At 66.8% G+C, this 15,415-nt stretch carries 12 protein-coding genes; 4 read left to right on the forward strand and 8 right to left on the reverse strand.

Going from position 1 to position 15,415, the window contains the following annotated elements; genetic code table 11:
• Positions 1–8: 8 nt before the first annotated feature.
• Positions 9–935: a phenylalanine 4-monooxygenase gene (phhA, locus tag WKW82_RS27115; RefSeq protein ID WP_340345640.1), complete on the forward strand. Its 927-nt coding sequence runs from the start codon at positions 9–11 to the stop codon at positions 933–935.
• A 46-nt stretch (positions 936–981) separates the two neighbouring features.
• Positions 982–2,358, forward strand: coding sequence for a class II 3-deoxy-7-phosphoheptulonate synthase (locus WKW82_RS27120; RefSeq protein WP_340345641.1), 1,377 nt, complete (start codon positions 982–984; stop codon positions 2,356–2,358).
• 821 nt (positions 2,359–3,179) lie between these two features.
• Here the strand turns inward: WKW82_RS27120 and WKW82_RS27125 are convergent.
• Positions 3,180–3,689 carry an Lrp/AsnC family transcriptional regulator gene (locus tag WKW82_RS27125; RefSeq protein WP_340345710.1) on the reverse strand — a complete coding sequence of 170 codons (510 nt, stop codon included), beginning with the start codon at positions 3,687–3,689 and terminating at the stop codon, positions 3,180–3,182.
• 91 nt (positions 3,690–3,780) lie between these two features.
• On the opposite strand from WKW82_RS27125, the gene WKW82_RS27130 reads away from it, so the two are divergent.
• Positions 3,781–7,371, forward strand: a complete 3,591-nt coding sequence (locus WKW82_RS27130) for an indolepyruvate ferredoxin oxidoreductase family protein (protein WP_340345642.1) — start codon at positions 3,781–3,783, stop codon at positions 7,369–7,371.
• A gap of 15 nt (positions 7,372–7,386) precedes the next feature.
• Here the strand turns inward: WKW82_RS27130 and WKW82_RS27135 are convergent, their stop codons facing one another.
• Both WKW82_RS27135 and WKW82_RS27140 read right to left on the reverse strand, forming a co-directional pair.
• A complete protein-coding gene (locus tag WKW82_RS27135; RefSeq protein WP_340345643.1) occupies positions 7,387–7,512 on the reverse strand; it encodes a hypothetical protein in 126 nt (41 codons plus the stop codon).
• Between the two features lie 75 nt (positions 7,513–7,587).
• Positions 7,588–8,637 carry an AEC family transporter gene (locus WKW82_RS27140; protein WP_340345644.1) on the reverse strand — a complete coding sequence of 350 codons (1,050 nt, stop codon included), beginning with the start codon at positions 8,635–8,637 and terminating at the stop codon, positions 7,588–7,590.
• A 53-nt stretch (positions 8,638–8,690) separates the two neighbouring features.
• On the opposite strand from WKW82_RS27140, the gene WKW82_RS27145 reads away from it, so the two are divergent.
• Positions 8,691–9,896, forward strand: coding sequence for a CaiB/BaiF CoA transferase family protein (locus WKW82_RS27145; protein WP_340345645.1), 1,206 nt, complete (start codon positions 8,691–8,693; stop codon positions 9,894–9,896).
• 78 nt (positions 9,897–9,974) lie between these two features.
• Here the strand turns inward: WKW82_RS27145 and WKW82_RS27150 are convergent, their stop codons facing one another.
• The 5 genes from WKW82_RS27150 to WKW82_RS27170 all read right to left on the reverse strand — a co-directional run bounded on the left by WKW82_RS27150 (position 9,975) and on the right by WKW82_RS27170 (position 15,343).
• The gene (locus WKW82_RS27150) at positions 9,975–10,922 is read right to left on the reverse strand and encodes an aldo/keto reductase (protein WP_340345647.1); all 948 of its coding nucleotides are present in this window, start codon (positions 10,920–10,922) and stop codon (positions 9,975–9,977) included.
• Positions 10,898–12,199, reverse strand: coding sequence for a TRAP transporter large permease (locus WKW82_RS27155; RefSeq protein WP_340345648.1), 1,302 nt, complete (start codon positions 12,197–12,199; stop codon positions 10,898–10,900). Before WKW82_RS27155 ends, WKW82_RS27150 begins: the two co-directional genes overlap by 25 nt.
• Positions 12,200–12,363: 164 nt before the next feature.
• Positions 12,364–12,885, reverse strand: a complete 522-nt coding sequence (locus WKW82_RS27160) for a TRAP transporter small permease (protein WP_340345650.1) — start codon at positions 12,883–12,885, stop codon at positions 12,364–12,366.
• 118 nt (positions 12,886–13,003) lie between these two features.
• Positions 13,004–14,038, reverse strand: a complete 1,035-nt coding sequence (locus WKW82_RS27165; RefSeq protein ID WP_340345652.1) for a TRAP transporter substrate-binding protein — start codon at positions 14,036–14,038, stop codon at positions 13,004–13,006.
• Positions 14,039–14,140: 102 nt separating this feature from the next.
• Positions 14,141–15,343 (reverse strand): MFS transporter, encoded by a 1,203-nt coding sequence (locus tag WKW82_RS27170; RefSeq protein WP_340345653.1) that lies wholly within the window; start codon positions 15,341–15,343, stop codon positions 14,141–14,143.
• Positions 15,344–15,415 lie beyond the last annotated feature (72 nt).

The following is a 15,415-nucleotide window of genomic DNA, read 5'->3' on the forward strand; positions in this document are numbered from 1 at the left end:
ATTGAACAATGCTGATGCAACTCAAGGAACTCACCCCCGAGGGTCTCAAGACCGGCCACGGCCTGGCCGGCGGCGACGCGCCCACGCGCGCCGACTGGACCATCGACCAGGGCTGGCACAACTACACCGCTGCCGAGCACGCCGTGTGGAAGACGCTGTTCGAGCGCCAGTCGAAGCTGCTGCCCGGCCGCGCGTGCGACGAGTTCGTCGCCGGCATGCGGGACCTGCCGATCGGCCCCGAGCAGATCCCCGACTTCGAACAACTCAGCGAAGTGCTCATGCAGCGCACCGGCTGGCAGGTGGTGGCAGTGCCGGGCCTGGTGCCCGACGAGGTCTTCTTCGAGCACTTGGCCAATCGCCGCTTCCCGGCGGGGCACTTCATCCGCAAGCCGAGCGAACTCGACTACCTCGAAGAGCCCGACGTGTTCCACGACGTCTTCGGCCATGTGCCGATGCTGATGAACCCCGCCATCGCCGACTACATCCAGGCCTATGGCGTGGGCGGCCTGCGCGCGCGCAAGCTGGGCGTGCTCGACAAGTTGGCGCGCGTCTACTGGTACACGGTCGAGTTCGGCCTGGTGAAGCAGGCGGACGGCTTGCGCATCTACGGCGCGGGCATCGCGTCCTCGTACACGGAGACGGTGTTCTCGCTTGACGACCCGTCGCCCAATCGCATCGGCTTCGACCTGGAGCGCGTGATGCGCACCAACTACCGCATCGACGATTTCCAGGAAAGCTACTTCGTCATCGACAACCTCGACAAGCTGCTTGACCTCGCTCACATCGACTTTGCGCCGCTCTACGAGCGCATCGCCGGACAGCCCGAGTACCAGCCCGGCACCGTGTTGCCCAGCGACACGCTGTTGACGCGCGGCACCGGCAGTTATCACGACGCAAAGCGAGCGGCCACACGCCCTGTCACCAGCCTGAACTGAAGTCGCGGTATCGTGCCGCACTCTTTCCGAGTGCAGGGACAAAACAATGATCGAAATCGCAACTTCGGCCACCACGACGTGGTCGCCCGACAGCTGGCGCCGCTTTCCGGTGGCGCAAATGCCGAGCTATCCGGACCCGGCCGCGCTGGCTTCCGCCGACAAGCAATTGGCCGCCTGGCCGCCGCTGATCTTCGGCCGCGAGGCGGCCACGCTGCGTGAGCGCCTGGCCGCCGTGTCGCGCGGCAAGGCCTTCCTGCTGCAGGGCGGCGACTGCGCGGAGAGCTTCGACGAACTCAGCGCCGGCACCGTGCGTGACTCGTTCCGTGTGATCCTGCAGATGGCGGTGCTGCTGACCTTCGCGGCGTCGTGTCCGGTCGTGAAGATCGGCCGCATGGCGGGGCAATATGCCAAGCCGCGCTCGTCCGACGCGGAGACGGTGGACGGCGTGAGCCTGCCGTCCTATCGCGGCGACATCGTCAACGGCGCGGAGTTCTCGCCGGAAGCGCGAATGGCCGACCCGCAGCGCCTGCTGCGCGCCTACTCGCATTCCGCAGCCACGCTCAACCTGCTGCGTGCGATGGCGCAAGGCGGCTTTGCGGACCTGCACGAGGTGCATCGCTGGACCTCCGACTTCGTGCGCCACAGCCCGCAGGGCGAGCGCTTCGAGGCGGTGGCGCAAAGCATCGAGGAGGCGCTGGCCTTCATGGAGGCCTGCGGCTTCGACGCGAGCAGTTCGCCGCAGGTGAAGGAGGTGGAGTTCTACACCTCGCACGAGGCGCTGCACCTACACTACGAGGAAGCGCTGACGCGTCGCGACGACGCGACCGGTCGCTGGTATGGCGGCTCGGCCCACATGCTGTGGCTCGGCGAACGCACGCGCTCGCTCGACGGCGCGCACGTCGAGTACATGCGCGGCATCGACAACCCGATCGGCTGCAAGCTCGGCCCCAACGCCAAGCCCGACGACCTGCTGCGCCTGCTCGACACGCTCAACCCCGGCAACGTCGAAGGCCGCATGGTGCTGATCACGCGCATGGGCGCCGACCTGCTGGCGGAGCGCCTGCCGGCCTTGATCGCGGCGGTGCAGCGCGAACAGCGCAGCGTGGTCTGGTGCTGTGACCCGATGCATGGCAACACCGTGACGACGTCGGCCGGCGTCAAGACGCGCGACTTCCCGCGCATCCTGGCGGAGGTGCGCAGCTTCTTCGACGTGCATGCGGCGGCCGGCAGCTATGCGGGTGGTGTGCATTTCGAGATGACGGGACAGGACGTGACCGAATGCACTGGCGGCGCGCAGGGGCTGACCGAGGCAGGATTGCAGGCGCGCTACCTGAGTGCGTGCGACCCGCGGCTCAATGGGTCGCAGAGCCTGGAGCTGGCGTTTCTCGTTGCGGAGATGTTGAAGGCGCGGCGCAGGGGGTGAGTTGAGTCCACCGCCGATGCGCGTGGAGTGCTCGCACTCGACACGCTGCAGAAGAAATCGCGCACGCTTCAAAGTCCGCCCGGCATGCGGTGCGCGCCGGGCGCCTTCACTGTGCCGGCCGCTTCGCGGCTCCCCTGCAGTGCTCGCGTTCGGCGGGGTCCACATGAACTCGCTTCGCTCAAACAGCATGTGGCCCTGATCCGCCAAACGCTGCGCGCTTCGGCGGCACAGAGGCGGCACCCGGCGCGCACCGCATACCGGGCTCCGGGGGGTGTTCAATGGTCGTTTTTCCCTTCGCCTCACCCCTGAGCTTGGGCCGACTACTGATCAACAGCAAACGCGAATGCTGTTGGTCGCACCGCTTGTTCAACTGCTCCGGTAGACCCGGGCTATTCGCTTTCGCTTGCTCGTGACGAGGACTCTCGCCCTGAATCCAGCGCAAGCTGCAAACGGGGCGCGCGTTTCTGCGTTTGCAAGAGAACAAGTCCTTCGAACAAACCCCGAGCCCGGTATGCCAAGCGCGATGGGCGCCGCCTCTGTGCCGCCGAGGAGCGGAGTCATTCGCGGATCAGGGCTCGCAGCTGTTTGAGTGGAGCGTCAGCGGAGCGAGTTCTGCGAGACCCCGCGAATGACGAGCACCGGAGGGGAGCCCCGAAGGGGCCGGCACAGTGAAGGCGACCAGCGCGCTTGGCATGCCGGGCGGCCCCCGCAGTGGGAAAGCATGCATCGAGTCGATTCGCACCGCCACGCCGTGACCGTCTTCGCCTTCAACAGCGCGCCATCCCACGAGACTCACCACGAAAAGGGTCGAGCCATCGTCATCAACGCGCGCCGCGTTGCCGTGAAGGCGACCCCAAATCGATCGGCAAGCTGCCTTCGTTCTTGACCTCCCGCAACACGATCGACGAGCGCACGTGCGTGACGCCCGCCTGTTCGAACAGCGTCGTGTGCAGGAATTTCTCGTAGTGCTTGATGTCAGGCACCAGCACCGTCAGGATGTAGTCGGCCGGACCCGTGGCCGCGACGCAGCGCACGATCTGCGGGCTGGCTTCCACCGCTTTCTCGAAGTCCCGCACCTTCGATTCATGATGCCGGTCCAGGTTGACCTCGGTCACCGCCGCGAGGTTGAGGCCGACCTTTTCGCGGTCCACCACTACCGTGTAGCCGCGGATTACACCGGAGGCTTCCATTTCCTTGATGCGGCGCCAGCACGGCGTGGAGGAAAGGCCGACCTTGTCCGCAATCTGCTGGACCGTCTGGCGGGCGTCGCGTTGCAATTCATTGAGAATCTGCAGCGAATGATTGTCGAGAGGAATGAGATCGTCGTTCATGGCTTGATTCGAGAACAGCGTTCTCGTATTGAGGGTCAATTCGGGCGCAAAGAAGAGAATATTCCTCGTCGATGCGAAGAACAATCCTCGCATGACTACCCATGAAGCAGCGCAGCCGCTGGCGCGCGCCGACTACAAGCTGTCCGATGGCCTCTGGGCGCATTCGGGCGCCATCTATCTCACCGGCACGCAGGCCCTGGTGCGCGTGCTCCTGATGCAGCGCCAGCGTGATGCGGCGCGCGGCCTCAACACGCAAGGCTTCGTCAGCGGCTACCGCGGCTCGCCGCTGGGCATGGTCGACCAGGCGATCTGGAAGGCCGGGGAGCGCTTCAAGGAGGCTGGCATCCGCTTCGTGCCGGCCATCAACGAGGAACTTGGGGCGACGCAGGTGCTGGGCACGCAACGCGTGGAATCGGACCCGGAGCGCACGGTCGAAGGCGTGTTCGCGATGTGGTACGGCAAAGGGCCGGGCGTGGACCGCGCGGGCGATGCGCTCAAGCACGGCAATGCTTACGGCTCGTCTCCGCACGGCGGTGTGCTGGTGGTGGCCGGCGACGACCATGGCTGCGTGTCTTCCTCGATGCCGCACCAGAGCGACCATGCCTTCATGGCGTGGAGCATGCCGGTGCTGCAACCAGCCAACGTGGCCGAGTATTTGGAGTTCGGCCTGTACGGCTATGAGCTGTCGCGCTTCTCGGGCGCGTGGGTCGGCATGGCGGCGCTGTCGGAGGTGGTGGAGAGTGCGGGCACCGTCGACCTCGACCGCATCAACGCCCGCGTCGCGGCCTGGGCCGATGCCGATTCGGTGCGCGGCATCACCGGTCATCTCGCGCCGGCCGATGGCCTGCACTACCGCTGGCCCGACCTGCCATCGCTGCGCATCGAATCGCGCCTGGCCGACAAGCTGGAGGCCGTCGCCGCCTTCACGCGCGTCAACAGCATCGACCGCCACGTGATCGAGAGCCCGCATGCCACGGTCGGCATCGTCACTTGCGGCAAGGCGCACTACGACCTGATGGAAGTGCTGCGCCGCCTGGAAGTGACGCCCGAAAGCCTCGCGCGCGTGGGCGTGCGGCTCTACAAGCTGGGCCTGAGCTTCCCGATCGAGCAGTCGCGCATGAAGGACTTCGCGAAGGGTCTGCGCGAGATCCTGGTGATCGAAGAGAAGGGCGCCATCGTCGAGACGCAACTGCGCGACCTGTTCTACAACGCGCCGTCCGATGCGCGCCCGGCGCTGGTCGGCAAGCTGGACCGCGACGGCAAGCCGCTGGTCTCCGCACTCGGCGAACTGCGGCCTTCACGCCTCATCGAACTGGTGGCGCACTGGCTGGCGCAGCACTTCCCCGACAACACCGACCTGGGCAATCACTTCCAGCATGTGCGCGACTTCACGTTGCCCGAGTTGCTCAGCAACGGCGGCGATTCGGTCAAGCGCCTGCCGTACTTCTGTGCCGGCTGCCCGCACAACACCAGCACCAAGGTGCCCGAAGGCTCGACGGCGCGCGCCGGTATCGGCTGCCACTTCATGGCCAACTGGATGGACCGCAGCACGGCGGGGCTGATCCAGATGGGCGGGGAGGGCGTCGACTGGGTCTCGCATTCGATGTTCACGCGCACGCCGCATGTGTTCCAGAACCTCGGCGACGGCACCTACTACCACTCGGGCTACCTCGCGATCCGGCAGGCCGTGGCGGCGAAGGCCACGCTGACCTACAAGATCCTGTTCAACGACGCGGTGGCGATGACCGGCGGGCAGCCGGTGGATGGCGTCATCAGCGTCGATGCGATCGCGCGGCAGGTGGAGTCCGAAGGCGTGAAGCAGGTGGTGGTCGTGAGCGACGCGATCGACAAGTACGACGCGCTCAAGGGCCGGTTCCCGGCCGGCACCGAGTTCCATGACCGCAGCGAGCTCGATGCCGTTCAGCGCCGCCTGCGCGAAGTGCCCGGCGTCACGGTGCTGATCTACGAACAGACCTGCGCGGCCGAGAAGCGCCGGCGCCGCAAGAAGGGCGAGATGGTCGATCCATCGAAGCGCCTGTTCATCAACGAGGCCGTCTGCGAAGGCTGCGGCGACTGCACCGTGCAAAGCAATTGCGTCGCCGTGCTGCCGCTGGAAACCGGACTCGGCCGCAAGCGCCAGATCGACCAGACCAGTTGCAACAAGGACTATTCCTGCGCCAAGGGCTTCTGCCCCAGCTTCGTTGGCGTGACCGGCGGCAGCTTGCGCAAGAAGAGCGGTGCGCTCGCGGCGGGGCGCGCGGCCTTCCTGGAGCATGTGGCCGAGTTGCCCGTGCCGGGCGAGCACCGGTGGGATGTCCCGTACGACCTGCTGGTCACCGGCGTCGGCGGCACCGGCGTGGTGACAGTGGGCGCGGTGATCGCGATGGCCGCGCACCTGGAAGGCATGTCGGCCAGCGTGCTCGATTTCATGGGCTTTGCGCAGAAGGGCGGTGCGGTGCTGAGCTTCGTGCGGTTGGCCGACAGGCCTGAGCGGCTCAACCAGGTCCGCATCGACACGCAGCAGGCTGACGCGATCCTGGCCTGCGACGTCGTCGTCGGCGCTTCTGCGGACGCGCTGCAGACGGTGCGCCACGGCCGCACGCGCATCCTCGCGAACACGCACGAGATCCCGGTCGCCGAGGCGTTGCGCAATCCGGATGCGGACCTCAAGGTCGAGCTGTTGCTGGAGAAGATGCGCTTCGTTGCCGGCGACGAACAGGTCGAGACCTTCGATGCGCAGACGTTGGCGCAGGAGTTCATCGGCGACACGCAGGCCTCGAACATCCTCGCGATGGGTTACGCATGGCAGCGCGGGCTGATACCGCTGCGCCTCGAATCGATCATGCGGGCGATCGAGCTCAACGGCGTGGCGGTCGAGGCCAATCACACGGCCTTCTCGCTGGGCCGGCTCGCCGCGGCGGATGCGAATGCGATCCATGGACTGCGCAACGCCGCGGCGCATGCGCCACAGGATGAGACGGCGCAGGCGCTGATCGCCGACGCGGTCGCTCGGTTGTCTGCCTATCAGAACGCCGCCTGGGCCCGGCGCTACGAATCACGCCTGCGCGAGGTGATGGCGCGCGAGTCCGCGCTGGTGGGTGGCGATGCCAGCCTGCCGGTCACGCGCAATGCGGCCCGCAGCCTGCTCAAGCTCATGAGCTACAAGGACGAGTACGAGGTGGCGCGGCTCTACACCGATGGCAGCTTCCGAGAGAAGCTGGCCGAGCAGTTCGAGGGCGACTTCCAGCTTGAATTCCACATGGCGCCGCCCTTCCTGTCGCGGCCGAAGGATGGCCAGCCGCCACGCAAGATCCGCCTCGGCGGCTGGATGCTGCCGGCGATGAAGTGGCTGGCACACGGGAAACGTCTGCGCGGCACGGCGCTCGACCTGTTCGGCCACACGGAGGAGCGGCGGCTGGAACGCGCGCTGATCGGCCAGTTCGAAGCGCGGTTGGACGAGCTGATGGCGGAGCTGTCACCCGCTAACCAGAAGCTGGCGGCGCTGATCGCCGCAGTGCCGATGACCATTCGCGGCTACGGTCATGTGAAGCTGGCGAACCTTGCGATGGCCCGTGCGCGGGAGGCCGAGTTGCTGCATCGTTTCGCGCCGTCGCGCTATCCACGGCCGGCGGGTGAAGCCAAGGCCGGTCAGCTACGGGGCATTGCGGTGGTGGCCGGCTGACCCGGATTCATTGGCTCAACGCGCATCGAGCTCAACCGAGGGCCATTGCCAGTCCACCGACGCAGCCTCGGCCGGGATGGTCACGGTCAACACGGCAGCAGCCGCCAAGGAAGCCAGCGCAGCAAGAAGGAATTGGGTCATGCGGGCAAGTTTCCGCAGGGCGCGCGCACACCTGTGTCAGAACGTACCGCATCGCCCTGAGCGCGAATGCCATGTTCAAGGCGCCGGTATCCACCCCGGCAACTCCCCGAGCAGCCACAGCAGCACACTGATCGTCACGAAGGACAGCACCGTCGCCAGCAACAGCGCCGCTGCGCAGAGCGTGTCGAAGCCGTACTTTTGCGCCAGGATCGGATAGATGCTGAGCATCGGCACGCCGGCAAACACCACGGCGGCTGCGCGCAGCGAAGGGTCGCTGGGCGGCAACAGCCACACCAGCAGCCCGACCACGAGCGGGTGCAGCACCAGCTTGCCCAGCGCGATGGCGGTCACGTCGCGCCGCATGCCCTTGATCGGCAGCCCGACCAGTGCCCCGCCGATCACGAACAGCGACACCGCTGCCGAGGACATCGCCAGCATGTTGATCGTGCGTGCCAGCACGCCGCCTGCGATCGGCAGTTCCAGCAAGGCCACGCCGAAACCGCCGAGCATGGCCAGGATGACCGGATTACGCGCCAGCTTGCCCATCGATTCCAGCGCGATGCGATACCACTTGCCGGCGCCCGAACTGCCGCTGTCGGCCATCGCCAGCGTCAGCGGAATCATCACCAGGTTCTCGATGACCATGTTCATGGCCAGCGCGACTGCGGCGGTGGAGGGGCCGACCACCTGCACCGCGATCGGGTAGCCGATGAAGCCGCTGTTGGAACTGGACATGCCCAGGCCGCACAGCGAGCTCAGCGTGAAGCTCTTGCCCTGCCGCCGCCAGCCCCATGCAAAGGCCACCATCATCACGATCAGCGAGCCCACCGCGTAGTCGAGCATGTAGCGCCCGTTCAGGATGTCGCTCACCGGCCGTTGCGACAACGCGGTGAACACCAGCGCAGGCAGCGCGAACTTCACGACGTAAGTGCCCAGCACCCGCATGTCGGCCTTGGTGAAGATCTCCAGGCGCCCCGCCAGGAAGCCCAGCGCGATGACGAGGTAGATCGGGCCGGTGATGCCAAGGATTTCGGTCATGTGCCACGAACGATAGCAAGGTGTGGGCCGGTGAACCCAGGCGATCTCCGTTGGCAGTGCGAACTTGCGCTGGACGGCGTCGGGCATTTCAGGCTTTCCACGCATGGTTCCTGCCGACAGCTCGCCGGATACTGGCCCGCATGACGATCCCCGCTTCCTCCCCCACCGCACCGCCCCTGCTCGAAGGCGTGCGCGTGCTCGACTTCGGCCGCTACATTGCCGGCCCCTATTGCGCTGCGCTGCTGGGTGACCTCGGCGCCGACGTCATCCGCATCGAGCGCGTGGAAGGCGGCGAGGACCGCCGCGTGCCGCCGGTGCTGGCCAGCGGCGAGGGCGGCATGTTCCTGCAGTTGAATCGCAACAAGCGCTGCCTCACGCTCGACCTGGCCAGCGCGGAGGGCCGTGTCATCGTCGAGCAACTGGTGGCCACCGCCGACGTGGTCGTCGCCAACCTGCCGCCCGAGACCCTGCGCAGCCTGGGCCTCGACTACCCGACCCTGAGTGCGCGCAATCCGCGCATCGTGCTGGTGAGCGTCACGGCTTTTGGCACCCAGGGGCCGTCGGCTCGGCAGGCCGGCTTCGATTCGGTCGGCCAGGCGATGAGCGGCGCGATGTTCCTGTCAGGCCTGCCGGATGCGCCGGCGCGCACCGCAGCCACTTGGGTCGACTTCGGCACCGCGCACGCCTGCGCCATGGGTGCGCTGGCCGCGCTGTGGACGCGCGAGCGCACCGGGCGCGGTCAGTGCGTCGAAGGCTCGTTGCTGCAGACGGCGCTGGTGCACACCAACGGCGCGCTGATCGAGCAGGCGGTGCTCGAGAAGAACCGCGTGCCGCAGGGCAATCGCGGCTACCTTGCGGGGCCCAGCGATGTGATTCGTGCAAGCGATGGGTGGCTGATCGTGCAGACCATCGGGCAGGCGATGTTCGGGCGCTGGTGCGACTTGGTGGGCCAGCCCGCGATGAAGTCCGATCCGCGCTTTGCCAACGACGAGTTGCGTGCCCAGAACGGCGAGGCGATCAGTGCCGTCATGAGCGACTGGTGCGCGACGCGCAGTCGCGGGGAGGTGCTGGCGGCGCTGGCGGGTTGCAAGATTCCAGCGGCGCCCGTGCATGACCTGCAGCAGGTGCTGGAGGACGAGCAGATCCAGGCCAACGGGATGCTGCAGCCGCAGAGCTTCGGTGCGCAGAGCTATCCGGTGGCGCGGCATCCGGTGCTGATGTCCGATACGCCGTTGGAGTTCAGCCGCGCAGCGCCGGCCCTGGGCGAGCACACGGAGGAGATCCTTGGGGAACTGGGCTATACGTTGGAGCAGGTGGCGTCGCTGAGGGCAAGGAAGCGCGTGTAGATGTCGGTCGCGCGCGGCATGTGCGTTGCCTCGCCGACGCCCATCGCCGGTTCCGACCAAACCGCCACTTTCGACTGTCTACGTAGGCAAGTCCGCCGCGTGCCGCTTCCAGAAGGCCGCGTCGGGCATCGCGCCCATGCCCGCCTTCGCGTTCTCGGCCATGTGTTCCGGCCGGCTGGTTCCGGGGATGGTGCAGGTCACCGACGAATGGCTCAGCACGAACTTCAGCAGCACCTGCGCCCAGCTCGTGCAGCCGATCTCGCCTGCCCATCCGGGCAGCGGCTTGTCGCGCAGCCGGCGCAGCAGGCCACCGCCGCCGAAGGGCATGTTCACGATCACCGCCACGCCGCGCTCGGCCGCGAGCGGCAGCAGGCGCTTCTCGGCGGTCCGCTCGTCCACCGAATAGTTGATCTGCAGGAAATCCAGCTTCTCCGCGCGCAGCACGGCCTCCACGTCCGTGTACGCCGACGCGGTGTAGTGCGTGATGCCGATGTAGCGCACGCGGCCCTGCGCCTTCCAGTTGCGCAACGTCGCCAGGTGGGTGCGCCAGTCGACCAGGTTGTGCACCTGCATCAGGTCCATGCGCTGAGTCTTCAGGCGCGCGAAGGATTGCTCCATCTGCGCGATGCCGGCCTCTCGCCCGCTGGTCCAGACCTTGGTGGCGATGAAGGCCTTGTCGTGCCCTTTCGCCGCGGCCAGCAGGTCGCCCGTGTTGGCCTCGGCGCGGCCGTACATCGGCGAGCTGTCGATCACGCGCCCGCCAGCGTTGAACAGCGCTTCGAGCACGCCCGGCAAGCGCGCGTATTCCGGCGTGCCGGGCGAGTAGTCGAAGCCGAGCCAGGTGCCGCAGCCGATCACCGGGAGCGCTTCTTGCGTCGAGGGTATGGGGCGGGTGTTCATGCGCGTAGGTGATGCGGCTGTCTGGGCTGCAGCGTGAAAGGGTAGGGCAGCGCACGCGACCGCGCCCACGCCACCTCGCAATAGTTGCGAGCGCGAGAGGCCTATCCCATGCGAGTCGGTAGCCATAGCGCAGTGATGGGGAAAGCGATCAGGATGATCAAGCGCAATAGGTCCGTCACGATGAAGGGCAATACGCCCTTGAAGATGGTGGTGAAGCTCACGTCCTTCACCACGCTCTTGATGACGAAGACGTTCATGCCCACTGGCGGATGGATCAGCCCCAGCTCCACCGTCATCACGATGATCACGCCGAACCAGATCGGGTCGAAGCCCAGCGCCACGATCACCGGGAAGATGATCGGCACGGTGAGGATGATCATCGCCATCGCATCCATCAGGCAGCCCAGCACCAGGTACATGAGCATGATCAGCGCCAGCACGCCGTAGCGGCCGATGCCCAGGCCGGTGAGGAAGCCGGTGAGCTTCTGCGGGCTCTGCGTGATGGTGAGGAAGTAGCCGAACAGCAGCGCACCGATCAGGACGGTGAACACGGCGGCGGCGGTGCGCGTGGCCGAGAGCAGGGCTTCGCGGATCTTCGGGCCGTCGAGCTTGCGGCGCAGCAGGCCGAGGATGAAGGCGCCGCTCGCGCCGACGCCGCCCGCTTCGGTCGGCGTGAAAAAGCCGCCGTAGAGCCCGCCGATGACGAAGACGAACAGCACCAGCGGCGCCCACACGGCCTTCAGGTCGACCAGCCTTTCCGACCAGGGCTTGTGCTCGCCGGCCGGCAGCCAGCCGGGCCGCACGCGCACGATGATCGCGATGGTCAGCACGTACATCGTCATCGCCAGGATGCCGGGCACCACGCCCGCCATGAACAGCTTGCCGATGTCCTGCTGCGTGAGGATGGCGTAGACCGCCAGCACGGTCGACGGCGGCAGGATCGCGCCGAGCGTACCGCCGGCCGCGATCACGCCGGTGGAAAAGGACTGCGGGTAGTTGAAGCGCCGCATCTCCGGATAGGCCACCGCGGAGAAGGTCGCCGCCGTCGCCACCGACGAACCGCAGATCGCCGCGAAGCCGCCGCAGGCCAGCACCGTGGCCACGCCGAGCCCGCCGCGCAAGTGGCCGATCAACGAATTCGCCGCCCGGAACAGTTCGCGGCTGACGCCCGAGACCGACACCAGCGCCCCCATCAGCATGAACATCGGGATCACGCCGAAGGTGTAGTCGGTGACGGTGCGCATCGAGGTCTGGCCGACCAGCTTGAGCGCGGGGCCGGGCCCGACGATCCAGCTGTAGCCGACCACGCCCACCAAGCCCATCGCCATGCCGACCGGCACGCGCAGCAGCATCAAGGCGAAGAGGACCACGAAGCCCAGGACTGCGATAGCGTCGGTGCTCATTTCAGTTTGCCAACACGCTATCGCATGACTCGCGACGAATGAAACGTAGGCAAGCACTGCCTGTTCGAGGGCACCCGCGGAACCGGCTTTGCCGGGCCGCTGGGTGCGCCCCCTTGAGGGGGAGCGCCGCAGGCGCATTCGGGGGTGGGCCTCATTTCTCTCATTCAGTCCGCCTTCTGTTCCGGCTTCTCGTCTTCCAGCAACTCCGGCTGGAAGATCAATCGCCAGGTGCGTATGGCGATCAGCACCACCGCGCAGACGTCGCCGAACCAGGCCACCGCATAGAAGGGCCAGACAGGGATGTTCATGTCGAAGGTCTGTACGTTGTCGGCATAGGTGCCGCGCACCTTGTCGAACAGCATGGCGGTCTGCACGGCCACCACGAACAGCAGCACCAGCGTCGCGAACACGTCGATCACGCGCCTCATGCGCGGGCCCGCGGCGGTCCACACCAGGTCGACCGTGATGTGCCCGCCGCGATAGCTCGTTGCCGCGATGCCCCAGAAGATCAGGATGCCCAGCAGCATGCGGCCGAAGTCGTAGGCGTCCGGGATGGAGGTGTCGAAGAACTTGCGCAGCACCACCGCGATGAAGATGTTCAGCGCCACGATCCCCACGAACATGGCCGCGAGCCATTCGATCGTGTTGATCATCCTGTCCATCACGCGGGTGGAGCGCTGGGTCATGTCTTGCTCCATCGCCCTTTGGAGGAAGGCAGGGATGGGGGCACGCTGCCTTGGCTATCGACCGCAGATTGCCCCCACCCCAGCCCTCCCCCAGCGGGGGAGGGAGATTGTTTCGCCATCACAGCGCCGAATTCGATTTCGCCAAGCTGGCCTTCAACGCATCCATGGCCGCCTTCGGATCGCCGCCCACCTTCTTCACGCCTTCGGCCCACTGCGCCTCCCCCGGCGCCACGGCCTTGCGCCATGCGTCCAGCTGATCAGGCGTCAGCTTGTAAACCTCATGCCCCGGCAGCGCCGCGATCTTCGCGCGACCGGCAAACTCGAAATCCGCCCACGGCGACGCCACCTTCTCCGCCCATTCGCTGGTGCAGTGGTCGTCGATCACCTTCTTCTGTGCGACGGACATGCTGTCGTACTTGTCCTTGTTCATGGCCCAGACAAAGGGCGTGACGTAGAGCGGCACGTCCATGTGGAAGTTGACCACCTTGTCGATGCCGAACAGCCCGATCGAGCCCCACGGGAAGGTGATCGCATCGGCCACGCCGCGCTCCAGCATGTCGCGCGATTCGGGCGCCGACGCCTGCACGTTGGTGCCGCCGAGCGAGGTGACCATCTGCCCGATCGTGCTGGTGGCCGGGCGGATCTTCATGCCCTTGATATCGGTCGGCAATGTGATCTTCTTGCGCGAGTGGAAAGTGCCGGGGTCGTGCACAAAGGCGAAGCAGAACTTCACGTCCTTCATCTCCTTGGCCGCGTAGTTGCGGTACCAGGCGTCGATGGCGGCCGAGCCGCCCTTGGCATTGGAGAACAGGAAGGGCAGCGAGGCGCCGGCCATGATCGGGAAGCGGCCCGGCTGGTAGCCGGGGTTGACGTAGGCGAAGTCGGCGATGCCGTCGCGCGCCATGTCGTAGTGGTCGAAGGCCTTGCCGAGTTGCTCCGAAGGGAACAGCGTGGCCGTGATCGTTCCGCCGGATGCCTTCTTGATGTCCTCCGCCCACGCGATCAGCGAGGGGTTGAGCGGATGCTGCGCCGGCACCCAGCTCGACATCTTGAGGATGACCGGCTTGTCTTGCGCCTGTGCACTGAAGCTGTATGCGGCCAGCGCGGCGATGGCGGCGCCCAGGGCGAAGGTGGTGAGGCGATGGCTCGTCATGCGGTGTCTCCTTGAGGCGGATGCGTGGAAAGCAGTCGAAAAGGTTATGTTCTATAAGAACGTGGGCAGCGTATATCCGCGTTTACCTGTGTTGGCAGGGTCTCAGGGCGTGGCCGGTTCTCCGACGCTGGCCGCCGCCTTGGTGTCGGCGGTCATGACGGCCAGCGCCAGGCATGCGGCCAGTCCCAGCATCGCCGAGAACCACAGCGATCCGACACCCCAGCGCTCGACCGCGAGCCCGAACAGGAAGGGCGCCGCCGCTTGCACGACGCGCGCCGGCACCATGAGAAGTCCCTGGCGCTGCCCGTAGCCCTTGGCACCAAAGATCAGCAACGGCAGCGTTCCAATGGCGATGGTCAAGATCCCGTTGCCCAGCCCGTGCAACATGGCGAAGGCCACTGCCGCCGAGGTACCGAAGAGCCCGAGGCACAACGCACCCAGCGGATGCGCCAGCGCTGCCAGGCGCGCGGAAAGCAGCGGATGTGCCCGCTTCAGGAGCGTGAACTCGATCAACCGCCCCGCCACCTGCGCAGGCCCGACGAGCGCGGCGATGCCCACCGCGACGGCCAGGGTGGCGCCTGCGGCCCGCAACAGGTCCGGCAGGTGTGCAGCCATGGCCGTGCTGTTGAACCATGCCACCGCGAAGACGAAGGCCATGAGGAAGGCGGCACGGCGCTGCTGCGCGGGCGAGAGTGCGGAGCCTCCATCTCGCGGGTCCACGTCCGCCTTCGACACCGGGAGCGCGGGTGCGGCCCTTGGCAGCAGCGCATAGAGCGGCAGGCCGATCAACAGGTGCAGCGCGGCCCAGGTCAGGCAGGCGCCTCGCCAGCCCACCACGCCATCGAGGTACGTCGACAGCGGCCAGCCCACGGTGCTGGCGAACCCTGCGAACAAGGTGATGCCCGTGATGGCGCGCCGGGCATCCACACCGTGCAGCCGCACCACGGTGGCGAACGCCGCTTCGTAAAGCCCGCTGCCCATGGCCAGCCCCATCACCGCCCATGCACCGAAGACATGGATCGGCGCACGGGCCTGGCTCAGCGCTGCAAGTCCTGCGGCAAACACCAGGCTGCTGGCGATGAGCACGGGCCGCCCGCCCAGCCGGTCGATCAGCCGGCCCGCGAACGGTCCGATGGCCGCGGCGACCAGGAGCGCCAGCGAAAAGGCGCCGAACACCGTGGACGCCGATGTACCGACGTCCCTGCCGATGGCGCCTGCCAGCACCGCGGGAAGGTAGTACGACGAAGCCCATGCCAGCGTCTGTGCGATGCCCAGCATCACGGTGGTGGTGGTTCTGCTCTGCAAGGGAGGACGAGGTGAAGGCGATTGCGATGCCGGAACGGGCGCTCCCGTTTTACAGGAGTGGCGGATGAGGCC

Source organism: Variovorax rhizosphaerae, from assembly GCF_037889975.1.
GTDB lineage: Bacteria > Pseudomonadota > Gammaproteobacteria > Burkholderiales > Burkholderiaceae_C > Variovorax > Variovorax rhizosphaerae.